Origin of the sequence: Christiangramia lutea (genome assembly GCF_022489035.1) — a bacterium.
Lineage (GTDB): Bacteria > Bacteroidota > Bacteroidia > Flavobacteriales > Flavobacteriaceae > Christiangramia > Christiangramia lutea.
On record NZ_JAKVTV010000003.1, the window covers coordinates 47,416 to 71,481 of the forward strand.

Here is a 24,066-nt window from a genome sequence, read left to right on the forward strand (position 1 = left end):
TCAGTTCTAATTTATTGATATTTTTGCAGGGCGAAAGTGGAATACTTTCGCCCTTTCTAATTTTCAAAAGTTCTTTTACAATTATGTTGACAAGAAGACATATCAGGGTTAAAGTAATGCAGTCCCTATACGCGTTCAGCCAAAGCCAGAATGACAATCTTAATACCGAAGAAAAATTCCTGTTAAAGAGTATGCAGGAAATGTATGATCTTTTTCTGCTTCAAATAAGCCTGATCACTGAAATAAGAGAACACGCAGAATCCTACCTGGAAAAATCACAACAAAAGCATTTAGCAACCAGCGAAGAGAAGGACCCCAATCGTAAATTTGTGGATAATAAGGTCTTTCAGATCCTGAATGAAAACGAAAGTATCCAGGAAGCTTTGGAATTGCATAAGATCAATCACTGGAAACAGGATGATGAGTATGTGGCGATAATCTGGAATGAGCTAAGAAACAGCTTAGCCTACCAGGAGTATATGGAGACCAGGGATAGCGATTTTAAAGCAGATAAGAAATTTATCATAGATGTCTTCAAGGAAATTATTGCACCAAATGATAAATTATACGAATACCTAGAGGATAAGAAATTAACCTGGGTAGATGACCTGCCACTGGTTAATACTGCAGTTCTAAAATTTCTTCAAAAGTTGAAGGAGTCTACAGGAAGGGAGAAGAAGATCACCCAGCTTTTCAAAAATGAAGAAGACAAAGAGTTCGCGATCAAGCTTTTCAGAAAAACCTATTTAAATGATGAAGATCTTTCTGAAGAGATGCTTGGGAAAACACCTAACTGGGATAAAGACAGGATCGCAGAAGTAGATATGGTTCTTATTAAAATGGCTATTTGTGAGTTCCTGAAATTTACAAGTATCCCGGTGAAAGTAACTATTAATGAATACCTGGAGATCGCAAAGGAATACAGTACTCCAAAGAGTAGCATTTTTATTAATGGGGTATTAGATAAATTATCCAAGGAGTACCAATCTGAAGATAAACTGAATAAAACCGGAAGGGGTCTTATGTAGTTAAGATTTTTTCTTTAATTTTATCAATTAGAAATTTAACAAAAAAACTTCACCATGAAAAAAACAATTTTAATGTTTGCGGCAGTAGGGGCGATGCTGTTCACCGGATGTAAAGATAACGCTTCAGATAAAGTAAAGGCTGAAAACGTAGAAGCATCTGCAGAGCGTGACGCAAAAGTTACTCAATATCCTGAAATTACTTTTGAAGAAACTGAGTTCGATTTTGGTAATATCGCCAAGGGAACTGCCGTGGAGCACGTTTTCAAATTTGAAAACACCGGAAACGCTCCTTTAGTGATTACAAACGCTTCAAGTTCTTGTGGTTGTACAGTTCCTACCTATCCTAAGAATGAAACTATCGCTCCTGGAGAATCTGGAGAGATGCTTGTAAAGTTCAATGGTTCTGGTAACGGACAGGTAACTAAAACTGTGACTGTATCTGCAAATACAGAAAAAGGAAAAGAGCAAATTAAAATCAAAGCTTTTGTAGAAGCTGACGAAAACGCTAGCTAAAAGCATATATGGATCAATTAACGCAGTTTGCGCCAATTATTTTAATGTTTGTGGTAGTGTATTTTTTTATGATACGCCCGCAAATGAAAAAAGCTAAACAGGAAAAGAATTTTGCCTCTGAGCTTAAAAAAGGAGATCGGATCGTTACCAAAAGTGGAATGCATGGCAAGATCGTAGATTTCAGCGAAAAGAATAATTCGGTGATAATTGAAACCGGAGCAGGAAAAATAACTTTTGATCGTTCTTCCATTTCTATGGAAATGAGTCAGAAACTCAATGAACCTGCGAAGGAGAAGAAATAAAACATTTTTTTTAATTACAGGAAAGCCTCTCAATTTTGAGAGGCTTTTTTTTGTCTATAAATTGCTTACGCAACCAATTCTGTTTTTTTGCATCTATTGATTGAATGAAAGCTTCTTACTCACTAACCAATAGAATAATCATGAAGAAATCAGCACTATTATTCCTCTTATTTATCCTCGTTTTGATGGGATGTGAAACTGAAGGTGTTACCGGAGACGTAACCACAGATGACTCTACTTTTGAATCTGATTCTTCTGAAGGAGGAATTGATTCAGGAAATGGAGAAACTGAAGGAGAACAAGGTGAAGCCGGAAGAATTACTGCTGCAGAATGGAATGATCTTGAAAACTGGGATTTCTGGCAGAACTTAACAAACAGTGAAGAGTTTTCTAGTATGGCTGAACTTTGGGGATTCTATTCACAGCGAAGGATCTCGGTAAAGGTGAATGATCAATTTGGCATTCCCCTGAATAATGTGAAGGTTGAAATTAGAAATGAAAATGCTGATTCCTTCTGGATCTCAAGAACCGATAATTCTGGAACTGCAGAATTATGGCCAGGTATTTATGAAGAGGAAAATCTGGAGAGTTCAGATCTGGAACTTTACGTGAATGATGTATTGTCAAAAAAGCCGGTATTGTACTTTTCAGAAGGTGTCAACGAAATTGTTTATACCGGGAACAATAATGTATCCAAAAGAGTGGAACTATCTTTCATTGTGGATGCAACAGGATCGATGGCAGATGAGCTCGAGTTTCTAAAAGATGACCTTAAAGACGTCATAGCCAGGGTGAAAAACGGAAATAGCGCCTTGAACATTTTTACTTCTACCGTGTTTTACAGAGATGAAGGAGATGATTATGTGACCAGGCATTCAGCCTTTACAGAAGATATAAACTCAACATTACAATTCATCAATCAACAACGTGCAGACGGAGGTGGAGATTTTCCTGAAGCAGTGCATTCGGCTATGAATGTAGCTTTGAACGATCTTCAATGGTCGGGCAATGCAAAGACAAGAATTGCTTTTTTATTACTGGATGCGCCACCCCATAAGGAGTTACAGGTAATCGGGCAGATTCGTAATTCTGTAAAAATTGCCTCTGAAAAAGGTATAAAATTGATTCCAGTAACCGCCAGTGGGATCAATAAGGAAACAGAGTTCCTGATGAGGTATTTCTCCATTGCCACCAATGGAACTTATGTTTTTATCACCGATGACAGTGGAATTGGCAATCCACATCTGGAAGCCAGCGTAGGCGAATATGAAGTAGAATTGCTGAACGATCTTATGGTTCGGCTTATTCGTAAGTATTCAGAATAGCATTTTTATAAATTTAAGTTCTCCAAGGAGGTCATGTAAAAAAAATATTGTAATTAGTTGAAAATAAATTGGTTATATTTAGATTGATAAAATTTATTAACCATCCGTTTTAGTAAACGGAATAAAAAACTAATTATGAAAAGACTTTTACTATTATGTGCCTTAAGTTTTCTTGGGTTTTCGGCAATCTCATATTCACAGATCCAAAAAGGAAATGTGATGCTTGGTAGCGATATTGGTAGTGGTTTAGTGAATACCGGTAGCAATAGTTTGTTTGGATTGAATTTTGGCCTTAATGAAGGTGCAGGCTATAACCTGGGTATTAGTCCCAAGGGGGGATATTTTGTTCAGGATAATTTCTTAATTGGAGGGGTGGTAAACCTTGGTTTTACAAGATCTGCCAAAGTAGATGGAGAAGCTGCCGAAACCTTCCAATATGGGATACAAGCCTTAACAAGATATTATTTGAGCCCGGGTGAACAGGGAGTGGATAACCTACTGAAACATGGTCGTTTCTTTGGTGAAGCCAATGCAGGGATTGCCGGCGTGAATGTTAACGAGGGATCTACCACTAACGGATTTGCTTTCGGTTTTGGCCCTGGTTATTCTTATTTCGTAACCGAAACTGTAGCTTTAGAAGCTACCTTTAAATATAACGGTTTAGTTGGTGGAGGGAATACCACCTATCAACATTCTTTAGGTCTTAACTTAGGAATTCAAGTATTCCTTCCGTTTTCCAGAACCAAGAATATGGAAGATGATGACATTTAATTGAAAGTTTATAGAATTATTTATTTAAAGCAGGATCTTATTAAAAATAGGATCCTGCTTTTTTTTTTAAAGATAGTAGAATAGTAAATTAATTGCTCAAAGCTATTCCCAGGAATTTATGGAGCTGAAAAAAATAATTAAACTGTTGGTAGCTGTTATAAATGAATACTCTGGGTAGACTTAACAATTCTTGTATTTATCATTCAGGCCCACTCCTTTTTTGATCATAGGAGTGATCTTTTCCAGTCGGTTTAATCTGGTTTGTTCTCTTTTAGCTTCAGAGACATGATCTGCATATTCCCTCTGCTTTCCTGGCGTTAGTAATTCGAAGCTTTTCTTTAATGCCTGGTCCTTTTTGAAGGCATCAGATAGCTCAGGAGGAACGATCAGCTCTTTTTTTGTGTTCGGTTTTATCTCTTTTCCTTCTCTCTGGTTCAATATGGCTTCCTTAATATACGGCAGTAAGACTGAGGTTTTTATCTCATCTCCCTTTTGAAATCGAATTTGCCGAAGCGCCTTTGTTTTCCCTTCCTGTGCGTTTACCAGTAAAGCGGTATTCTCTTTTAGCAGCGCTCCATTAAAGAACCAGATCCCATAATGATTTTTAAATGCTCCAAGACCTAGCACGTTCTTGCCGTCCAGGGTATAGACCGGTGCTCCCCATTTGATCTCAGATTTGAGATCGGTGGTTAGGATCATCTCGTGAAGCTGCCTTAATTCATCCTCCCAGTTTTGGTGGCAGGAAATATATTCTTCAGCATTTTTTACCGCCATCCTTTAAATATTGATTATTCGTATTTTTTAGCTGTAAGTTCAGCGATCTTAACGATCACTTCCGCGGCTTTCTGCATACTTTCTACCGGGACGTACTCATATTTTCCGTGAAAATTATGTCCGCCAGCGAAAATGTTAGGGCAGGGTAATCCCATAAAACTTAGTTGAGCTCCATCTGTACCTCCCCTAATTGGCTTGATGATAGGCTTAACGTCAACCTGTTCCATAGCCTTTTCAGCCAGGTCTACTATATGCATTACCGGCTCCACCTTTTCACGCATATTAAAATACTGATCTTTGATCTCTATGCTAATACAATCCCGTTCAAACTGGGAGCAAATATCACTCACCAGGTCTTTCATCATTTGCTTCCTGGCTTCGAAATGGGTTTTATCGTGGTCACGAATTATATATTCCAGAACTGTCTCCTCCACATCACCTTTAATATTGCTCAAATGAAAGAAGCCCTGGCGGTCCTCTGTATGTTCGGGAGTTTCAAGTCTGGGCAAAGAATTGATAAAGTCCTGGGCGATGTACATACTATTCACCATTTTATCTTTTGCATAACCCGGGTGTACACTTTTCCCTTTTACTTTAACTATAGCCTGGGCCGCATTGAAGTTTTCATATTCAAGTTCTCCAATCTCGCTTCCATCCATGGTATAGGCCCATTCTGCTCCAAATTTTTCAACATCGAATTTATGGGCGCCGCGACCAATCTCCTCATCTGGGGTGAAGCAGATCCTTATCTTTCCGTGCGGAATTTCCGGATTGTCTACCAGGTATTCCATAGCGGTGATGATTTCGGTTATTCCAGCTTTATCATCGGCACCTAACAAGGTTGTACCATCGGTAGTGATAAGGGTTTGGCCTTTATAAAGATTCAGATCTTCGAAGTAATCTGGTGAAAGCACGATATCCTGTTCCTTATTAAGGATGATATCCTTGCCATCATAATTTTCGATGATCTGAGGATTCACGTTTGTGCCTGTGAATTCTGGAGTAGTATCAAAATGGGATACAAAACCTATTACTGGAACATTGTGGGGTACGTTTGCCGGAAGGGTGGCCATTACATAGGCATTGTCATCTATACTAACATCCTGAAGTCCTATTTCCCTTAATTCTTCAACCAGTTTTCTGGCCAGGTCCCATTGTTTTTCTGTACTTGGGGTAGAACTGCTGGAAGCATCACTTTGGGTATCTATCTTTACGTAACTGATAAACCTATCAATTATATGCTGTTTATTGGTCATTGTGGGTTAGATTTAGTGCAAAAATACACATATAGCGTCCTGCTTCAAAACCTTTTAAGTTTTCATATAGATTTTCACCAATTCCTTCTATTTTTGCACAAACCTAGCGGAAATGTATAAATCACTCATAAGACCTGCACTTTTTAAGTTCGATCCGGAAGAAATACACTATTTCACCTTCAGTTTTTTAAGAAAGTTTTGTAAGATTCCCGGTGCCACTTCATTTTTACAATCAAAGTTTGAGGTAAAAGATCCTCGTCTCGAGAGAGAAGTTTTCGGCCTTAAATTTAAAAATCCGGTTGGTCTTGCCGCAGGTTTCGATAAGGACGCGAAACTTTACCGTGAGCTTTCTTCCCTTGGCTTCGGTTTCATTGAAATTGGAACGGTAACTCCTAAACCACAACCAGGGAACGAAAAGAAAAGGCTTTTCAGGCTGAAAGAAGATTCTGCAATCATTAACCGAATGGGCTTTAATAATGAGGGGGTGGAAGCTACAGTGGCCAGATTGAAGAAAAATAAGAATGTTCTGGTTGGAGGAAATATTGGAAAAAACAAGATTACTCCTAATGATAATGCGGTAGATGACTATGTGTATAGTTTCAACGCCCTTTTCGATCATGTGAACTATTTCGTGGTGAATGTAAGTTCTCCCAATACTCCAAATTTACGGGAGTTACAGGATAAAGAACCTCTCAAAAAACTTCTAAATACTCTTCAGAAGCTAAATTCGGAAAAAGCTGATCCCAAACCTATTCTTTTAAAAATCGCTCCAGATCTTACCGATGAACAGCTTTTAGATATTATAGAAATTGTAAAAGAGACCGGAATAGCCGGAGTGATCGCAACTAATACTACCATTTCCAGGGAAGGTTTAAATTCTGACAATAAGAATGAAATGGGAGGGCTTAGTGGAAAACCTCTTACTAAAAGGTCTACCGAAGTCATCAGGTTTCTTTCAGAAAAAAGCGGGAAGGCATTTCCAATAATTGGAGTAGGTGGGATACATACTGCCGAGGATGCTATTGAGAAAATGGAAGCAGGAGCCAGCCTGATTCAATTGTATACTGGTTTTATTTATGAGGGACCTGCATTAATAAAATCGATTAACGAAAAGATCCTGGAGAAAGGCCTGTAGTGTATGCTGGACCAGATCATCCCATTTTTAACAGCTTCAATTTTATTGACGTTTTCACCGGGGCCAGATATCATTTACGTCTTGGTGAGATCTATGGCTTTTGGATATAAGCAGGGAATAGTCACGGCGCTAGGACTGGTTAGCGGTATTTTAATACATACAAGCCTGGTAGCATTTGGTATTTCAGCGATCATTAAGCAATCGGAATCCATTTATCTTATTATAAAAATTCTGGGGGGGATCTATCTTCTATACCTAGCTTACCAGGTTTATAAAAGTGACCCAGAGATCGCTTTTACTTCTGAAGGTATTAAGCAGAAAAGCCCGGGGCGTTTGTTCAGACAGGGATTTGTCATGAATGTGCTCAACCCAAAAGTTAGTATATTTTTCCTGGCTTTCTTTCCAGGCTTTTTATGGGATCCGGAAGGTAATACCGTAGCTCAATTCTATATTTTAGGAGCACTTTTTATGCTACAGGCGCTGATTATTTTCAGTTTTGTTGCTGTTGCAGCAGGTAAAATCTCAAAATATATCAAGTCTCATCCAAAATCTGGCTTTTTCATGAAATGGATGCAGTTTATAATTTTCATTTTAATCGCCATGCTGATCTTAATTTGATCTGCTGAAAAATCCTTACCGATTAATTCAATTTTCGTTGTTGAAATTTAGTATTAGCAATAAAACTATATTGTTTTTCAATTTTCTTTAAAATGCTATCTTTGGCCATATGGGTAAAGTAAAACTTATCGAATGTCCCAGGGATGCCATGCAGGGGATAAGGGAATTTATTCCTACTGAGAAAAAGGCTCAGTATATACAAGCGCTTTTGCGTTGTGGTTTCGACACGATTGACTTCGGAAGTTTTGTTTCGCCGAAGGCAATTCCGCAGATGAAAGATACCGCTGAAGTTCTTTCAAAACTGGATCTTTCTAAAACCACAAGTAAACTTCTGGCTATTGTGGCCAATACCAGGGGAGCAGAAGATGCATCGAAATTTGAAGAAATTAATTACCTGGGATATCCTTTTTCAATTTCTGAAAATTTCCAGATGCGTAATACGCATAAAACTATCGCTGAATCTGTTGAAGTTTTACAGGAAATCCTGGATATCGCTCATTCAACTGGTAAAGAAGTTGTAGCCTATTTAAGTATGGGTTTCGGAAATCCTTATGGTGATCCATGGAATGTGGAGATCGTAGGAGAGTGGACAGAAAAACTCTCGGCTATGGGAGTGAGCATTCTATCATTATCTGATACGGTTGGGACATCCACACCCGATATTATAGATTACCTTTTCTCGAATCTTATCCCTAAATACCCAAATATCGAATTTGGGGCACATTTGCATACCACTCCTTCTAAATGGCATGAAAAAATAGACGCTGCCTTTAAGGCAGGATGTCATCGATTTGATGGGGCAATCCAGGGTTTCGGAGGATGTCCTATGGCCAAGGATGAACTTACCGGGAATATGCCTTCAGAAAAAATGCTTTCATACTTCAATTCAACCAGGGCAGATACAAACATAAAAATGACCAGTTTCGAATCTGCCTACAATGAAGCTTCTAAGATCTTTCAGGCCTACCATTAATAGGATTTATTGCTTTTCTAACCGTTATTGATAAAGTTTATTTAAAATTAATCTAAATAAACTTGTTGTAACTAAAACGGGTTTTTATATTTGCATCCGAAATTATTTTAAACCAGTCTAAATAAAGAAGAAAAATGAAGAAGCTTTTGTTTTCGGCAGTTATTGGAGGTCTAACTCTTGTATCCTGTACATCTGATGATGACGCTCTAACCCCCGGAGGAGAAAACGAAATTGAAATCCCTGCAAATTATACCTTTGAAAGAGATAATAATTCTACGGTAAGTTATAGTGGTCAAACCACAAGACTTCAAATGACAGATGAGATATTGTCTAATTTCAATGATTTTGATAATGCTACAGAAGAGATGCTTTCAAATATGTTCGCTAATGAGAACTCTCCTTTTGAAAGTGCCAGTCTTAATGAATCTTCAAAAAGTGTAAAATCTAAAGTGGCTGCTTCAAACCTTTACTTTTCTACTAATAACGTAGAAAGCAGTGAAATTAGAGCAGATTTTGAAAATTGGATCGATGTTCAAATGAATGTGGTGGCAGCCAGCAGAAATGAACTGGCTGAACCTGGTGTAGCTGGTCAGATCGCTGATGGTGACGCCGTTCGTTATGTAGATTCAAAAGGTTTTGAAATGAATCAGGCCTTTGGTAAAAGTTTAATTGGTGGTCTTGTTGTTGATCAAATGTTGAATAATTACCTGGCTAGTGCTGTTCTTGATGCAGGTGATAACCAAACCAATAACGATCAGAAAATAGTTGAAGACGGAAAGTTCTATACAACTATGGAGCATAAGTGGGATGAGGCTTATGGATATCTTTACGGTGCTCCATCCATTCCTTCTGAAGATCCAAATTCAGCTTTAGGTGATAACAATGATAATCTTCTCTTTAAATATATGGGAAGAGTAGAGGGAGATGAGGATTTTGCAGGTATCGCAGAAGAAACTTTCGAGGCTTTTAAAACAGGTCGTGCTGCGATCGTAGCCGGAGACTATGAATTACGAGATGAGCAGGTTGCTATTATTCGTGAAAACATTTCTGAAATCATCGCAATTAGAGCAATTTATTATATGCAAGCCGGAAAGAATGCGATTGCAGCTAACAACTACGGTGCAGCTTTCCATGATCTTTCTGAAGGTTTCGGATTTATTTACAGCCTAAGATTCACAAATAAGCCTGGAACTAACATGCCTTACCTTTCTAAGGATAAGATAGATATGTTCAAAGAGCAATTATTAGAAGGAAACGGTTTTTGGGATGTAACTCCTGACACTCTGGATAGTATCTCTGAAGAGATCGCATCTGCATTCGATTTTACCGTGGCAGAAGCAGCAGAATAAAAACAATTAGCCGGAGCCCGATTTTTATCGGCTCCGGTTTTTAATATTTTACCTATGAAAAGAATTTCTAGCATAATTTTGATCGCAACCCTTATTTTTACTGCCTGTTCTACCGGGGACGATGGTTCTGGAAATGGTGGAGGGAACGAAACCGATTCTTTCGATCGTGGAGCAATGTTGGTAAACTGGGCTGATAATATTATCATTCCGGCTTTTTCAGATTTTAAGACTTCTACTCAACAACTTGAAGAATTAACTCTTGCTTTTACTCAGGATCCTTCAGAGGAAAACCTCGTTGCTTTGAGGAATGAGTTTGAAAATTCCTACATAGAATTTCAAGCGGTAGCTATGTTCGATATAGGTAAGGCAGAAGAAGTTGGATTTCGCAGATTTCTAAATACGTATCCTCTTGATGCTGCCGCGGTTGAGGATAAGATATCCAGCGGTTCATACAATCTTGAATTGCCTTCAAGTTTTGATGAACAGGGGTTTCCAGCGATGGATTATCTTCTCAATGATCTGGGAGAAAACGATTCCGAGATCGTAACAAAATATTCATCAGAGAATTACAGCAATTATCTTGTTGATGTTGCTCAAAGGATCAATTCTTTAACTTCAGAAGTGAATGCTTCATGGCAAGGTGATTACAGGGATAATTTTGTGAGTAATACAAGCTCTTCTAGTACTGGATCTGTAGATAAACTTACCAATAAGTTCGTCATGTATTATGAGGCTTTTCTTCGCTCAGGAAAGATAGGTTTTCCATCTGGAGTCTTTACAGGTTCGCCGTCGCCAATCAATGTAGAGGCTTACTACTCAAAAGATCTTTCAAAAGAACTTTATCTGGAAGCCCTGGAAAGTGTTACAGATTTTTATAACGGAAATGGCTCTGGCGATAGTTACAAGCAGTACCTGGAATTTCTAGACAGGGGTGAACTTGCCAGCGATATATCGAGCCAGTTGACGGCAATCGAGGCGCAGGCTTCTAATCTCGATGCAAGCCTTAGGCGTCAGGTTGAAACAGATAATACAAAAATGCTGGAGGCTTATGATGAGCTCCAAAAAGGAGTTGTTCTGTTTAAATTAGATATGATGCAGGCACTGTCCATTAGTATTGATTATGTTGATTCAGATGGTGACTAGAAAATTTTAAATGAGGTCGGCCATTGCAAAATATTTCGATTCTTATACTGATGCTGCTCCCCTGGCAGTATTTCGTATAGGTTTTGGAATAATGATGCTGGCCAGTATCATTCGGTTCTGGCTAAATGGCTGGATCGAGAAACTATATATACTTCCCGAATTTCATTTTAGTTATTACGGATTTGAATGGGTGAAACCGCTTGGCGATTTCACCTATTTACTTTTTATAATCTGTGGTCTTGCAGCCCTGTTTGTGGCTTTGGGTTACAAATACCGAATAGCGATCATTATATTTTTCCTGAGTTTCACCTATATCGAACTCATGGATAAGACCACTTATCTTAATCATTACTATTTCATAAGTATTCTGAGTTTCTTGATGATCTTTCTTCCGGCGAACGCCTACTTTTCAATAGATGCATGGAAGAACCTAAAAAGATCATTTCAGAAGATTCCCCGCTGGTGTATAGATTCAATTAAGTTATTGCTGGGGATCGTTTATTTCTATGCTGGTTTGGCCAAGATCAACTCAGATTGGTTGTTCCGGGCCATGCCTTTGAAAATTTGGTTGCCTTCTAAATATGACCTGCCTCTAGTTGGAGATTTCATGCAACAGGAATGGGTCGCCTATGCATTTAGCTGGAGCGGGATGCTGTACGATCTCTTTATTCCATTCCTTTTACTATGGAAACGAACCAGGCTCTTTGCTTTCCTGATGGTCATTGTTTTTCATGTTCTAACTAGGGTGCTTTTTCCAATCGGGATGTTTCCTTATATCATGATCGTTAGTGCATTAATATTCTTTAGCCCGAAGGTTCACCATAAGATACTTGAAACGATTTCTACCTGGTTCAGAATTAACAGGCAAAGATTTGACAATTCCAGATTGCTTTTTCCAAACTCCAAAGCCAGGAAATTCCTGCTTTCTGTAGTAGGAGCTTTTTTTGTTATACAATTATTGTTTCCCTGGAGATACTTGATGTACCCTGGAGAGCTTTTTTGGACTGAAGAAGGTTTCAGATTTTCCTGGAGAGTTATGTTAATGGAAAAAGCTGGATTTGCCCAATTTAAGATCGTAGATGCTGAAACTGGAAAAGGATTTCTGGTTACAAATTCAGATTTTTTGACGCCTTTCCAGGAAAAACAAATGTCTTTTCAGCCTGATTTTATCCTTGAATATGCCCACTTCCTGGCAGATCATTTCAGGGAACAGGGACACGAAAATATAGAGGTATACGTGGAGAGTTATGTTGGGCTTAACGGCAGAAAAAGTGTACCCTATATAAGTCCTGATGTTAATTTGCTTAATTTCGCGGACTCTTTTGAACGTAAAACATTCATTTTACCATTTAATGATGAAATTAAAGGCCTTTAGTATATTATTCTTTTTAACCCTTTTCGCCAATGCTCAGTTTTCATTGAGTGGTAAAGTGACTTCTGCAGATACCGGAGAGGCTGTTCCGAATGCCGAAGTTTGGAATAAAACTACCGGGAAGCTTACTGTTGCTAATGAAAATGGGGAATTTGAGATTAGTTCCCTGGCGGAAGGTTCTTATGTTTTTGCCGTTTTTAGCTACGAGTACGAAATCATAGAAAAGGAGATCAGGATTGAAGGAGATACAAATTTGAACTTTGAATTATCTCCATTGGCAGAAAGCCTTAGCGAAGTGATGATCACTAATAGAAGAGAGCAGATCTTCGCCTTGAGGAAACTTAGAAAAGTTGAAGGTACAGCCATTTATGCCGGCAAGAAAAGTGAAGTGGTCCTGATGGACAAAGTTACCGGAAACCTGGCCGCTAATAACGCCCGGCAGATCTACAGCCAGGTGGTGGGCCTTAACATTTACGATAATGGTGATGCGGGTTTACAGTTGAATATAGGTGGACGCGGGTTAGATCCTAACCGAACCCAGAATTTTAACACGAGACAGAATGGCTATGATATTTCAGCAGATGTGCTTGGATATCCTGAAAGTTATTATACGCCACCACCGGAGGCTTTACGGGAAATCCAGGTGGTTCGCGGAGCGGCGTCTTTACAGTATGGAACCCAGTTCGGAGGACTTATTAACTTTCGTTTTAAGGAGCCGGTTCCAGATAAAAAGATCGAACTGTTATCCAGGCAAACAGTGGGATCTTATGATCTTTTTACCAGCTTTAATAGCCTGAGTGGTACCATAGGAAAATTGAGCTATTACACGTATTATAATTATAAAGGAGGTAAAGGTTTCAGGCCAAATTCTGAATATGATTCCCATAATGCCTTTGCTCATTTGGGATGGAAATTTAATGACCGAACCAAGATCAGTTTTGAATATACTTATCTGGATTACCTCGCTCAGCAACCGGGTGGCTTAACAGATGCGCAGTTTTACGAGAATCCTGATTTTAGCAACCGTCCAAGGAACTGGTTCGATGTGAACTGGAATCTTTTTGCGTTTCAGCTGGAACACGAAATTTCGGAAAAGACAGATCTTAGTTTGAATTTTTTCGGTCTCAATGCCAGCAGAAAAGCTGTTGGTTTCAGGCAGAACAGGGTGGCTCAGGCCGATGATCCGGAGGAACCAAGAGAACTTTTAACCGATGATTTCGCGAATTGGGGAGCTGAAGCAAGAGTACTTACCAGGTATGACCTTTTTGCAGAAGAATCGGTGTTGCTGCTTGGGACTAAATATTACCATGCAAACAATGAGCAGCAGCAGGGTCCGGGTAGTACTTCCGCCTTACCTGATTTTGACTTTGCTACAGATCAGTTTCCCGATTACGAGCGGCAGTCTGAATTCGATTTTCCCAATCGAAACCTTGCCTTTTTTGGAGAGAATATCTTTAATATCACCAATAATTTTTCGGTGACTCCTGGATTCAGGTTTGAATACATAGATACGGAAGCTGATGGTTTTTACAAGAATATTATCACCGATAATGCCGATAATGTTCTGCTTAACGAAACCATTGAGGACGATCGGAAATTTGAAAGAAGTTTTATCCTTCTGGGAGTTGGAAGTAGTTATAATCTGAATGCATCCAATGAGTTTTATGCGAACTTCTCTCAGAATTACAGATCGGTTACTTTTAATGATATCCGGGTAGTGAACCCAAGTTTCCAGGTAGATCCTAATATTAGTGATGAAGAAGGCTTTACCTCAGATATCGGGATACGTGGTCGCATCAAAAATTTCCTTTCTTATGACGCGAGCATTTTTGGGTTAAAATACAATGAGCGGATAGGAGAAGTTTTAAAACCTGAAGAACGTGTTAATGCACAAGGTGAACTGGAAGAAACAGGTAGATTGGTAAGATTCAGGGGCAATATAGGAGATGCATTTATTTACGGTTTGGAGACCTTTGCTGAATGGGACATTAGGAACAGCTTTTTTGAATCGGCAAAGAATTATCAGCTAAATGCCTTCGTGAATGCCGCCTTTACAAAATCTGAATACTTACGATCAGACCAGGTGAATGTGGAAGGAAATGAAGTGGAATTTATTCCGGAGGTAAATTTAAAAACCGGATTGGATTTTGGCTATAAGAATTTTCTGGCTGGTTTACAGTATACATACTTATCCAGCCAGTATACAGATGCTACAAATGCACCACAAGACAAGACCGAAAATAATCGGGGAATTGAGGGAGAAATTCCAGCTTATGGGATCGTAGATCTTTCAGCTTCCTACAGTTACAGAAAATTCAAACTGGAAGTGGGTGTAAATAATTTGCTGGATAATTCTTATTTTACCCGTAGAGCCACAGGGTATCCTGGGCCTGGAATAATTCCAGCCCAACCGGTAACCTGGTATACAACCTTACAAATAAAACTGTAATCTAGGCAGAAGCCTGTGGAGCCCAATGGTTGCAGAGCATTCCCGGCGCGGCCTTCTTAGGGTTAGCACAGGTAGGTGACTGGTATCTGCCGCAATTAAGACAATTTGGTTCGTTCTTAATGGCCGCTTTCATTTTGAAACTGTCACAGGTATGCTGGAAGCCAACACTGGTTTCATGTTTTGTACAGAAGTTGTTTTTAAAGCGCTCACAATTCATACAGCTATTTCCTAATCTAATGCTCATGATCTAAAATTTTAGTACCACTAAATTTACAACCGACCGATTTAAGAAGCAATATAAATAACTTTATTTCAGAAAATTAAGGTCTGAATCTTTCATATTTCGCTCATAGAGCAGGCTTTCGTAAATATTGAATTTTATACCTGAAAATTATCCTCTCTAAATGATTTAGAGACCCGTTTTCTCAGTAATAAACCTTATATTTGCACGCAATTAAATCCTTAATTGCAATGACCGCACACGAATCAAAAATACTAGGCGACGGACTTACTTACGATGATGTACTTTTAGTACCCGCTTATTCTGAAGTTCTTCCAAGGGAAGTAAGTATACAATCTAAATTTACCCGTAATATTCCTATAAACGTACCTATCGTTTCAGCAGCGATGGATACCGTAACAGAATCTCGTATGGCAATTGCCATGGCCAGGGAAGGAGGAATTGGGGTTCTTCATAAGAATATGACCATCGAGCAGCAGGCGTTGAAAGTTCGTAAAGTTAAACGTGCTGAAAGCGGTATGATCATAGATCCTGTGACCTTACCTATTTCTGCCAAAGTCAGAGATGCGAAAGAATCTATGAGAGAGCATAGTATTGGAGGGATTCCTATTGTAGACGAAAATGGGAAATTGCTCGGGATTGTCACTAACAGGGATCTAAGGTTTGAAAAGAATCTTAATAGACCCATCTCAGAGGTGATGACATCTAGTAACCTGGTAACAGTTTCGGAAGGTACTTCTTTGGATGATGCTGAAGAGATTCTGCAGGAAAATAAGATCGAAAAGCTACCAGTGATCAATGATAATCAAAAACTGGTAGGCCTTATTACATTCAGGGATATTACCAAGCTTACCCAGAAGCCAATGGCAAATAAGGATAGCTTTGGTAGATTAAGGGTTGCTGCTGCAGTTGGTGTAACCGGTGATGCGGTAGACAGGGCAGAGGCTTTGGTAAATGCAGGAGTGGATGCGATTATTATTGATACTGCACACGGTCACACTCGTGGAGTTGTTCATGTATTAAAAGAAGTAAAAAAGAAATTTCCAGATCTTGAAGTAGTTGTTGGAAATATTGCTACCGGGGAAGCCGCAAAATATCTGGTTGAGGCCGGTGCAGATGCCGTGAAAGTTGGAATAGGACCGGGATCTATTTGTACTACCCGTGTGGTAGCAGGTGTTGGATTCCCTCAATTTTCGGCAGTTCTTGAAGTTGCTGCAGCCATAAAAGGAACTGGAGTTCCAGTGATCGCTGATGGTGGAATAAGATATACCGGTGATATTCCTAAGGCTATTGCGGCCGGGGCCGATTGTGTGATGTTAGGATCATTGCTTGCCGGCACTAAGGAATCGCCAGGAGAAACCATCATCTATGAAGGACGTAAGTTTAAATCTTACCGTGGAATGGGATCTGTAGAAGCAATGGAAAAAGGTTCGAAAGACCGGTACTTCCAGGATGTTGAAGATGATATTAAAAAATTAGTACCGGAAGGTATCGTTGGTCGTGTACCATATAAAGGAGACCTGGAAGAAAGTATTCACCAGTTCATTGGTGGCTTGAAGGCCGGGATGGGTTATTGCGGAGCGAAGGATGTTGAAACCCTTAAAGAAACAGGTAAATTTATTAGAATTACCGCTGCCGGAGTTCATGAGAGTCACCCGCATGATGTGACCATTACTAAAGAATCTCCTAATTATAGCAGATAGAAACAACTATTATAAGTGCATAAAAAAAGCTCCCGGAAACCCGGGAGCTTTTTTATATAAACAGGAGAATTTAATTGTTCTCTACTGTGTTTTCAGCTTCAGGCTGTGGTTCTTTTGGCTCAATTCCCAACTTGTCCATAACCTTTAAGGTAATATCGTCTTCAGCTCTGGAGAAGGCTAGTCCGCTAGCTCCGGCATGAAAGATCTGGGTAAAGCCTTCTTCGCTGATAACTTCTTTCATGGCGGCATCTATTTTGTCATATAGCGGCCCGTTCAATTCATTTTGTCTCATTTGCATCATAACCGAAGCTTTCTGGCGGAAACCTTTAATATCATTTTCCAGCTCGATGATCTTGTCTTCCTTTTCTTTTTTTGCCTCGTCATCAAGGTCTGCGACAGTATCCTGATAGTCTTTTACTAAACCTTCATATTCCTGGATGGTCGTTTTTAATTCATCCTGTAGTTCTGTGTTGTAGGCTTCCAGGTTTTTATTTACCTCTACCGTTTCAGGTAATTGGGAAAGAATATATTCGGCATCAATAGTACCGATCTTAGATTGTGCATTTGATGAGAATGCTATAAACATCAATAGGATCGCTAAACTTAATCGTTTCATTTTGTGTTATTTTTTCGCAAATATAACAGCCTGAGTAGAATATATCTAAGAATTTATTTCAAAATAAAAATTACTTGTCCAGCACGCTTTTGCCATCTTCAACAAAGGCTTTGAAGTCTTCCATATACTTTTTTGATTGCTTTTTAAAAGCTCCAGGCATAAACCATCCTACCAGTTTCATAAAGCCACTGAATTGAAATTCATTTTCTGTGATCCACAAGGTACTTTTTTCCAGGGTAGGAGTAAATCTGTTCACCTGGTAATTATAAACCCCTTTAGCCTCGTAAGTAGCGCTATATTCATCTGGAAGATCGTTTTTTAAAATAGTTTCGGTCATTTCTATTTGCTGCCGCCCCATATCATATTTTAATAGATTTTGTGATCCTTCCTCTCCAAGCTGGCCATTTATAGGTTTCATAAAAATAAATCCTTTCTGCCAGTGCTTCATATTTTCGGGGTCTGAGAACTTTGCTATAACCTCTTTTCTAGGCTTATTTATCACAATTTCCTGTTGATATTTCATAATTGATTGATTTGTTGTCTCTTAAAGATAAGATAGAATTAAATATTTCTAAAATTTATAATTTAAATCTACAGTTTTCGTTATGCCATTAGCTTGCAGAACCTTAACTAATTCTTATTTTTGCCCGGATAGAGATTATATATTTTCCGAATAGATCTCTTCTGGCATTTATTTTGAGAAATGCTAAAAAAATTGATTTTGAAGAAAAGTTTTAGCAGATATATTTTTACCCTTTTTTCTATGATCTTGGTTGGCTGTGACTATTTTCAGCCGTCTGATGATCGCAAGGTAGTGGTGAGAGTAAATGAATCTTTTCTTTATGAAGATGATATTCAGGCACTAATTAATGAAAATACCTCTCCCGAGGACAGTGCCATTATCGTTTCAAATTATATTAACCGCTGGGCAACCCAACAGTTGCTAATAGATCGCGCTGAATTGAATTTACCGCAATCCCAGCAACAGGAATTTGGTGAGCTGGTGAACAATTACCGCAATGAGCTGTTCACTAATGCCTATACTGAAGCGGTGGTATTGAGAGATCTTGATACCTCTTTAAACCGCGAGGAAGTAGAAAATTATTATGAAAAGAATAAAGAGAACTTTATACTGAATGAGGATCTGCTTAAATTAAGGTATATCAATATTGCCAAAAACAGCAATAATCTGGATGATATCAAGAGAAAAATCGAGAGATTCAATGAAGAAGATCAACAGGATCTTTTGAATATGGCCCTTCAGTTCAAGAATTATTCATTAAACGATTCGGTTTGGGTGAAGACCAAAACAGTTTATGACAAAATAGGACCTCTTTCCGTAGAGGATAGATCAAGCCTGCTTAAGAAATCTAATTTTATGGAATTACAGGATTCGCTAAATGTGTATCTTGTGTACGTAAAGGACGTTCTAAGCCGAAATGAGCAGGCACCCATGGAATACGCTTCGGCAACTATACGCGAAATTTTGCTTAACAAGCGAAAACAGGCGTTAATTAAGGAACTAGAAAAAGATATTACTAAAGATGCAATTAAGAATAATGAATTTGAAATCTTCAATTAAACCTGTTTTAGCAGGCTTGGGTGTTATGTTTTCCACAATTAGTTACGGTCAGGAAGTGATCGTAACAGATAGTACTTCTATACAACCAGATGCCGAAGTTAAAAATGTGGAAAAGGATCAGCAGGGTGTACAGCGAAAAAAGGTAGATGGAATCGCCGCCGTTATTGGTGAATATATTATTCTTGAGAGCGACATAGATCTTATGTATAAGGATATGCAGAGCCAGGGGATGTCTACCGGAGAGGTGACCGATTGTAATCTTGCCGGTTCATTAATGGAAAATAAGTTATACGCACACCATGCGATTCAGGATAGTATAATAATTACAGATGCCCAGATAAACGGGATTGTAGATCAGAGACTTCAGGGTCTGGTGCAGCAAGCAGGTTCCATGGAAAAGATCCTGGAATTTTATAACAAGGAAAGCGAGGCTGAACTTAGGGAGGAGATTTTTGAACTTACCAAGCAAAATCAACTTACGCAAAGAATGCAGCAAAAGATCATCGAAGATATCGAGGTGACTCCGGAAGAGGTGAGGCAGTACTACAATAAAATGGAAGAAAAGCCCATGTTCGGTACAGAGGTGGAACTTTCACAGATCGTGATCGAACCGGAAATACCAGAGTCTGAAAAGCAAAAGATTATTGATCGTTTAAATGAATTCAAGGCCGATATCGAAGATAACGGTGCTAGTTTTTCTACCAAGGCGGTATTGTATTCTCAGGATCCGGGGACTGCGCCAGATGGAGGTAGAATAACCTTAACTCGAAAAGATGCCTTCGTAAAAGAATTTAAAGACGTGGCTTTCAGTCTTCAGGAGGGCGAAATTAGCGAACCTTTTGAATCTGAATTTGGATACCATATCATTCAGGTAGATAAGATTAGGGGACAAACAGTTGAATTAAGACATATTCTTCTGATACCAGATGTAACTAATGCTTCTGTTGAAGCTGCCAGGAAGGAAATTGATACCGTAAGAAGTAAGATAATTGCCGGTGATCTTGAATTTGCCAAGGCTGCCAGAGAAGTTTCTGATGAAGAGGAGACCAAGAGCGAAGGAGGTAAACTGATTAATCCTAGAACTGGAGATACAAGATTTGAACTCACTAAAATAGATCCTGAGTTGTTTAAGCAGGTTGAAGGTCTGGAAGAAGGGGAAGTTTCCTTAGTATTAACTCAGCAGGATAGAACGGGAAGACCTCAGTATAAAATAATAAAGGTAACGAAGAAGATTCCAGAGCATGAAGCAGATTATGCTACAGATTTTCAGAAAATTAAAGAACTGGCTCTTCGTGACAAGCAGCTTGATGCTATTGAAGAATGGCAAAAAGAAAAGATCAATGACACTTATATTAAAGTAAACGGTAAATTCCGTGATTGTGATTATACCAGTGATTGGGTTAAAAACTAAAGTATTCTATGTCTGATGTTGCACTTGTAGAGAAGTTAGTAGATAAACATCGTGATCTTAAGAATGAGATCGCCAAAGTTATCGTAGGCCAGGATGAGGTGGTGAACCAGATCCTGCTCTCTATTTTTTCTGGTGGACATTCGCTCCTCATTGGAGTACCCGGGCTAGCAAAAACATTAATGGTTAATACCATTGCTCAAGCACTTGGCTTACATTTTAAAAGAATTCAGTTCACTCCAGATCTTATGCCCAGTGATATTCTTGGGGCAGAGATCCTGGATGAGAATAGAAAATTCAAATTCATAAAGGGTCCTGTTTTTACCAATATCCTGCTTGCAGACGAGATAAACAGGACTCCTCCAAAAACCCAGGCTGCCTTACTTGAGGCGATGCAGGAAAGAGCTGTCACTGTGGCTGGTCATCATTATAAACTGGATCTGCCATATTTTGTACTGGCCACTCAGAACCCCATAGAGCAAGAAGGGACTTATCCCTTACCGGAAGCTCAGCTGGACAGATTTATGTTCGCGATCAACTTGGATTACCCAAGTTTTGAGGAAGAGGTGGATGTAGTTAAAACGACCACCACAGATGAACTAAAGCAAGTTGATCCATTATTCAGCGCTCAGGAAATTTCAGATATTCAAAAGGTGATACGTCGTATTCCGGTGCCCGATAATGTAGTGGAATATGCGGTGAGGCTGGTGGGGAAAACCCGTCCTCAAAATGGTGCGCCAGATCTTATAAAGAATTATGTAGATTGGGGAGCCGGACCAAGAGCTTCTCAAAATCTAATTATGGCTGCAAAAACCAATGCTGCCGTTAATGGCAAATTCTCTCCAGATATTGAGGATGTTCAGGCAGTGGCTTTTGGAATTCTACGACACAGGATCATCAAGAATTACAAGGCAGAAGCTGAAGGTATTACCGAGGAAGAGATCATTAGAAAGCTTTTTTGATCTATCTAAAGGCTGGAAATTTCAGCTAATTCATAATCAGTCTAAAAAGGCATTATACTTAATCCCCTTTATAAATTTTGATAAATTCTCAATTTATCATCTGAATATTGCTTTTTACTGAATTTTTGGAGGTAAAAATTTTAATTTCAGAAATTATTTATACTTATTTCTGAGTATTGCTTCTAATTTTCAAAATCCCCTAGAAATCCTTATTTTTGCAAGACTTTTTTAGAACAAAAAACACACAGAATATGGCATACGATATTGATATGATCAAAAAGGTGTATAGCCACATGGCCGAAAGAGTAAATACTGCTCGTGAGGTTGTTGGAAAGCCTTTGACACTTTCAGAAAAAATACTTTACTCTCACCTATGGGATGGTCAGGCGACCGAAGCTTACAAAAGAGGTAAAGATTATGTTGAATTTTCACCAGACAGGATTGCCTGCCAGGATGCTACAGCGCAAATGGCTTTATTGCAATTCATGCAAGCCGGTAAGAAAAAAGTTGCAGTACCAACCACTGTTCACTGTGATCACCTGATCCAGGCGAAGATGGGAGCTGCGATCGACCTTCAGTCGGCTAACAAATCAAGTAGTGAGGTTTTCGACTTTCTGGAATCAGTATCAAACAAATATGGAATTGGATTCTGGAAACCGGGTGCAGGTATTATTCACCAGGTTGTTCTTGAAAACTATGCATTCCCTGGCGGAATGATGATCGGTACCGATTCTCACACAGTGAATGCTGGTGGATTAGGAATGGTAGCGATTGGTGTTGGTGGAGCCGATGCGGTTGATGTAATGGCAGGAATGCCATGGGAGCTTAAATTCCCGAAACTTATTGGAGTAAAGTTAACCGGAAAACTTTCCGGATGGACCGCTCCTAAAGATGTGATCTTAAAAGTTGCTGGTATCCTAACTGTAAAAGGTGGTACCGGAGCAATTATCGAATATTTCGGAGAAGGTGCACGTAGCATGTCTTGTACAGGTAAAGGAACTATCTGTAACATGGGGGCTGAGGTTGGTGCAACTACTTCAACTTTTGGGTATGACGACTCTATGGAGCGTTACCTGAAAGCTACAAACCGTGAAGATGTTGCGAACGCGGCTAACGAAGTTCGTGAGCACTTAACAGGTGATGATGAGGTTTATGCAAATCCGGAACAATATTTTGATGAGGTTATCGAGATCAATCTTTCTGAATTGAAACCTCACCTTAACGGACCGTTTACTCCAGACCTTGCGACTCCTATTTCTGAAATGGGATCTAAAGCTAAAGAGCATGACTGGCCAATCAATGTAGATTGGGGGCTTATCGGTTCTTGTACTAACTCTTCTTACGAGGATCTTACAAGAGCAGCTTCTATTGCAAAACAGGCGGTAGATAAAAAAGTTAAAGCAAAATCTGATTTCGGAATCAACCCGGGGTCTGAACAAATTAGGTTTACAGCAGAAAGAGACGGATTGCTTCAGATCTTTGAGGATCTTGATGCAACTATTTTTACCAACGCCTGTGGACCATGTATCGGTCAGTGGGATCGTTCAGATAGAAAAGGAGAAGAGAAAAACACTATCGTTCACTCTTTTAACCGTAACTTCTCTAAGCGTGCCGATGGTAACCCGAATACCCATGCATTTGTAGGTTCTCCAGAAATGGTTGCGGCAATTGCAATTTCCGGCCGTCTTGATTTTGATCCTACTCGTGATAAGTTAATGAACGAGGATGGTGAAGAAGTGATGCTTGACGAACCTCAAGGGATTGAACTTCCAACGAAAGGTTTCGCTGTGGAAGATGCGGGATACATTGCTCCAAAGGAAGACGGTAGCAGCGTTGAAGTTAAAGTTGCTGAAGATTCTGAAAGACTTCAGTTATTGACTCCATTTGAGCCATGGGACGGAAAGAATCTAACCGGAGCAAAACTACTTATAAAAGCTCATGGAAAATGTACTACCGACCATATTTCTATGGCTGGACCATGGTTACGTTACCGAGGGCACTTAGATAACATTTCTAACAACTGTTTGATTGGTGCGGTGAATGCCTTCAATATGAAAACAAACTTTGTGAAGAACCAGCTGACTGGTGAGTACGATGGTGTACCGGCAGTACAGAGAGAGTATAAGAAAGAAGGAATTCCAACTGTGGTTGTGGGAGATCATAACTATGGTGAAGGTTCTTCCAGAGAGCATGCGGCTATGGAGCCTAGACATTTAGGTGTAAAGGTTGTATTGGTGAAATCTTTCGCTCGTATTCACGAAACAAACCTTAAGAAGCAAGGTATGTTAGGTCTTACTTTCGCGAATGAGAACGATTACGAGCTTATTCAGGAAGACGATACTTTTAACTTTGTAGATCTTGAAGACTTTGCTCCAGACAAGCCATTAACGATCGAGATCGTTCATGCAGATGGTAGCAAGGATACGATTAAGGCAAATCACACTTATAACGCTCCTCAGATCGAGTGGTATAAGCATGGTTCAGCACTTAACCTTATCAAAAAGCAAAATGCAGCTTAATTAAAGCTGAAATTATAAAAAGAAAAC

At 39.2% G+C, this 24,066-nt stretch carries 22 protein-coding genes; 17 read left to right on the top strand and 5 right to left on the bottom strand.

Features of this window, described 5'->3' with window-relative positions:
* Nucleotides 1-83: 83 nt before the first annotated feature.
* From nusB to ML462_RS09530, 5 genes are all read left to right on the top strand, one after another.
* Nucleotides 84-1,028: a transcription antitermination factor NusB gene (gene nusB / locus ML462_RS09510; protein ID WP_240713589.1), complete on the top strand. Its 945-nt coding sequence runs from the start codon at nucleotides 84-86 to the stop codon at nucleotides 1,026-1,028.
* 54 nt (nucleotides 1,029-1,082) lie between these two features.
* On the top strand, nucleotides 1,083-1,541 hold the full coding sequence (locus tag ML462_RS09515; protein WP_240713590.1) for a DUF1573 domain-containing protein: 459 nt from the start codon (nucleotides 1,083-1,085) through the stop codon (nucleotides 1,539-1,541).
* A gap of 8 nt (nucleotides 1,542-1,549) precedes the next feature.
* Entirely contained in the window at nucleotides 1,550-1,843 is a 294-nt protein-coding gene (gene yajC / locus ML462_RS09520; RefSeq protein WP_240713591.1) for a preprotein translocase subunit YajC, read from the top strand.
* 140 nt (nucleotides 1,844-1,983) lie between these two features.
* Nucleotides 1,984-3,168: a vWA domain-containing protein gene (locus ML462_RS09525; RefSeq protein WP_240713592.1), complete on the top strand. Its 1,185-nt coding sequence runs from the start codon at nucleotides 1,984-1,986 to the stop codon at nucleotides 3,166-3,168.
* A 135-nt stretch (nucleotides 3,169-3,303) separates the two neighbouring features.
* Nucleotides 3,304-3,939, top strand: a complete 636-nt coding sequence (locus ML462_RS09530) for a hypothetical protein (protein ID WP_240713593.1) — start codon at nucleotides 3,304-3,306, stop codon at nucleotides 3,937-3,939.
* A 180-nt stretch (nucleotides 3,940-4,119) separates the two neighbouring features.
* Here the strand turns inward: ML462_RS09530 and ML462_RS09535 are convergent, their stop codons facing one another.
* Nucleotides 4,120-4,713 (bottom strand): YdeI/OmpD-associated family protein, encoded by a 594-nt coding sequence (locus ML462_RS09535; RefSeq protein WP_240713594.1) that lies wholly within the window; start codon nucleotides 4,711-4,713, stop codon nucleotides 4,120-4,122.
* Between the two features lie 14 nt (nucleotides 4,714-4,727).
* On the bottom strand, nucleotides 4,728-5,969 hold the full coding sequence (gene pepT, locus ML462_RS09540) for a peptidase T (protein WP_240713595.1): 1,242 nt from the start codon (nucleotides 5,967-5,969) through the stop codon (nucleotides 4,728-4,730).
* 112 nt (nucleotides 5,970-6,081) lie between these two features.
* Between pepT and ML462_RS09545 the strand changes: the two genes are divergently transcribed.
* The 7 genes from ML462_RS09545 (at nucleotide 6,082) to ML462_RS09575 (ending at nucleotide 15,008) form a co-directional block, all read left to right on the top strand.
* On the top strand, nucleotides 6,082-7,104 hold the full coding sequence (locus tag ML462_RS09545) for a quinone-dependent dihydroorotate dehydrogenase (protein ID WP_240713596.1): 1,023 nt from the start codon (nucleotides 6,082-6,084) through the stop codon (nucleotides 7,102-7,104).
* A 3-nt stretch (nucleotides 7,105-7,107) separates the two neighbouring features.
* On the top strand, nucleotides 7,108-7,722 hold the full coding sequence (locus ML462_RS09550) for a LysE family translocator (protein ID WP_240713597.1): 615 nt from the start codon (nucleotides 7,108-7,110) through the stop codon (nucleotides 7,720-7,722).
* A gap of 109 nt (nucleotides 7,723-7,831) precedes the next feature.
* On the top strand, nucleotides 7,832-8,695 hold the full coding sequence (locus ML462_RS09555; RefSeq protein ID WP_240713598.1) for a hydroxymethylglutaryl-CoA lyase: 864 nt from the start codon (nucleotides 7,832-7,834) through the stop codon (nucleotides 8,693-8,695).
* Between the two features lie 134 nt (nucleotides 8,696-8,829).
* Nucleotides 8,830-10,044, top strand: a complete 1,215-nt coding sequence (locus ML462_RS09560) for a DUF4856 domain-containing protein (RefSeq protein ID WP_240713599.1) — start codon at nucleotides 8,830-8,832, stop codon at nucleotides 10,042-10,044.
* A 54-nt stretch (nucleotides 10,045-10,098) separates the two neighbouring features.
* Nucleotides 10,099-11,187, top strand: a complete 1,089-nt coding sequence (locus ML462_RS09565) for an imelysin family protein (RefSeq protein ID WP_240713600.1) — start codon at nucleotides 10,099-10,101, stop codon at nucleotides 11,185-11,187.
* Nucleotides 11,188-11,197: 10 nt separating this feature from the next.
* Nucleotides 11,198-12,562 carry an HTTM domain-containing protein gene (locus tag ML462_RS09570; protein WP_240713601.1) on the top strand — a complete coding sequence of 455 codons (1,365 nt, stop codon included), beginning with the start codon at nucleotides 11,198-11,200 and terminating at the stop codon, nucleotides 12,560-12,562.
* Entirely contained in the window at nucleotides 12,543-15,008 is a 2,466-nt protein-coding gene (locus ML462_RS09575) for a TonB-dependent receptor domain-containing protein (protein WP_240714071.1), read from the top strand. The genes ML462_RS09570 and ML462_RS09575 overlap by 20 nt, the downstream gene beginning before the upstream one ends.
* A 1-nt stretch (nucleotide 15,009) precedes the next feature.
* Here the strand turns inward: ML462_RS09575 and ML462_RS09580 are convergent, their stop codons facing one another.
* Entirely contained in the window at nucleotides 15,010-15,252 is a 243-nt protein-coding gene (locus ML462_RS09580) for a hypothetical protein (protein ID WP_240713602.1), read from the bottom strand.
* Nucleotides 15,253-15,479: 227 nt separating this feature from the next.
* Between ML462_RS09580 and guaB the strand changes: the two genes are divergently transcribed.
* Entirely contained in the window at nucleotides 15,480-16,952 is a 1,473-nt protein-coding gene (gene guaB / locus ML462_RS09585; protein ID WP_240713603.1) for an IMP dehydrogenase, read from the top strand.
* 70 nt (nucleotides 16,953-17,022) lie between these two features.
* On the opposite strand, the gene ML462_RS09590 is transcribed toward guaB, so the two are convergent.
* Nucleotides 17,023-17,568: an OmpH/Skp family outer membrane protein gene (locus ML462_RS09590; RefSeq protein ID WP_240713604.1), complete on the bottom strand. Its 546-nt coding sequence runs from the start codon at nucleotides 17,566-17,568 to the stop codon at nucleotides 17,023-17,025.
* Between the two features lie 70 nt (nucleotides 17,569-17,638).
* Nucleotides 17,639-18,091: an SRPBCC family protein gene (locus ML462_RS09595; RefSeq protein ID WP_240713605.1), complete on the bottom strand. Its 453-nt coding sequence runs from the start codon at nucleotides 18,089-18,091 to the stop codon at nucleotides 17,639-17,641.
* A gap of 198 nt (nucleotides 18,092-18,289) precedes the next feature.
* On the opposite strand from ML462_RS09595, the gene ML462_RS09600 reads away from it, so the two are divergent.
* From ML462_RS09600 to ML462_RS09615, 4 genes are all read left to right on the top strand, one after another.
* On the top strand, nucleotides 18,290-19,150 hold the full coding sequence (locus ML462_RS09600; RefSeq protein WP_240713606.1) for a peptidyl-prolyl cis-trans isomerase: 861 nt from the start codon (nucleotides 18,290-18,292) through the stop codon (nucleotides 19,148-19,150).
* Complete coding sequence (locus ML462_RS09605) at nucleotides 19,113-20,561, top strand: peptidylprolyl isomerase (protein ID WP_240713607.1); 1,449 nt, start codon at nucleotides 19,113-19,115, stop codon at nucleotides 20,559-20,561. Before ML462_RS09600 ends, ML462_RS09605 begins: the two co-directional genes overlap by 38 nt.
* Before the next feature lie 8 nt (nucleotides 20,562-20,569).
* The gene (locus ML462_RS09610) at nucleotides 20,570-21,520 is read left to right on the top strand and encodes an AAA family ATPase (RefSeq protein WP_240713608.1); all 951 of its coding nucleotides are present in this window, start codon (nucleotides 20,570-20,572) and stop codon (nucleotides 21,518-21,520) included.
* Nucleotides 21,521-21,771: 251 nt separating this feature from the next.
* Complete coding sequence (locus ML462_RS09615; RefSeq protein WP_240713609.1) at nucleotides 21,772-24,039, top strand: aconitate hydratase; 2,268 nt, start codon at nucleotides 21,772-21,774, stop codon at nucleotides 24,037-24,039.
* Nucleotides 24,040-24,066 lie beyond the last annotated feature (27 nt).

Coding starts and splice junctions, on each gene's coding strand:
- ML462_RS09590 (WP_240713604.1), bottom strand. CDS start 17,568: ATGAAACGATTAAGTTTAGCGATCCTATTGATGTTTATAGCATTCTCA.
- ML462_RS09610 (WP_240713608.1), top strand. CDS start 20,570: ATGTCTGATGTTGCACTTGTAGAGAAGTTAGTAGATAAACATCGTGAT.
- ML462_RS09515 (WP_240713590.1), top strand. CDS start 1,083: ATGAAAAAAACAATTTTAATGTTTGCGGCAGTAGGGGCGATGCTGTTC.
- ML462_RS09535 (WP_240713594.1), bottom strand. CDS start 4,713: ATGGCGGTAAAAAATGCTGAAGAATATATTTCCTGCCACCAAAACTGG.
- ML462_RS09560 (WP_240713599.1), top strand. CDS start 8,830: ATGAAGAAGCTTTTGTTTTCGGCAGTTATTGGAGGTCTAACTCTTGTA.
- yajC (WP_240713591.1), top strand. CDS start 1,550: ATGGATCAATTAACGCAGTTTGCGCCAATTATTTTAATGTTTGTGGTA.
- ML462_RS09595 (WP_240713605.1), bottom strand. CDS start 18,091: ATGAAATATCAACAGGAAATTGTGATAAATAAGCCTAGAAAAGAGGTT.
- ML462_RS09550 (WP_240713597.1), top strand. CDS start 7,108: ATGCTGGACCAGATCATCCCATTTTTAACAGCTTCAATTTTATTGACG.
- nusB (WP_240713589.1), top strand. CDS start 84: ATGTTGACAAGAAGACATATCAGGGTTAAAGTAATGCAGTCCCTATAC.
- ML462_RS09580 (WP_240713602.1), bottom strand. CDS start 15,252: ATGAGCATTAGATTAGGAAATAGCTGTATGAATTGTGAGCGCTTTAAA.
- ML462_RS09605 (WP_240713607.1), top strand. CDS start 19,113: ATGCAATTAAGAATAATGAATTTGAAATCTTCAATTAAACCTGTTTTA.
- ML462_RS09530 (WP_240713593.1), top strand. CDS start 3,304: ATGAAAAGACTTTTACTATTATGTGCCTTAAGTTTTCTTGGGTTTTCG.
- guaB (WP_240713603.1), top strand. CDS start 15,480: ATGACCGCACACGAATCAAAAATACTAGGCGACGGACTTACTTACGAT.
- ML462_RS09555 (WP_240713598.1), top strand. CDS start 7,832: ATGGGTAAAGTAAAACTTATCGAATGTCCCAGGGATGCCATGCAGGGG.
- ML462_RS09525 (WP_240713592.1), top strand. CDS start 1,984: ATGAAGAAATCAGCACTATTATTCCTCTTATTTATCCTCGTTTTGATG.
- ML462_RS09545 (WP_240713596.1), top strand. CDS start 6,082: ATGTATAAATCACTCATAAGACCTGCACTTTTTAAGTTCGATCCGGAA.
- ML462_RS09615 (WP_240713609.1), top strand. CDS start 21,772: ATGGCATACGATATTGATATGATCAAAAAGGTGTATAGCCACATGGCC.
- ML462_RS09565 (WP_240713600.1), top strand. CDS start 10,099: ATGAAAAGAATTTCTAGCATAATTTTGATCGCAACCCTTATTTTTACT.
- ML462_RS09570 (WP_240713601.1), top strand. CDS start 11,198: ATGAGGTCGGCCATTGCAAAATATTTCGATTCTTATACTGATGCTGCT.
- pepT (WP_240713595.1), bottom strand. CDS start 5,969: ATGACCAATAAACAGCATATAATTGATAGGTTTATCAGTTACGTAAAG.
- ML462_RS09575 (WP_240714071.1), top strand. CDS start 12,543: ATGAAATTAAAGGCCTTTAGTATATTATTCTTTTTAACCCTTTTCGCC.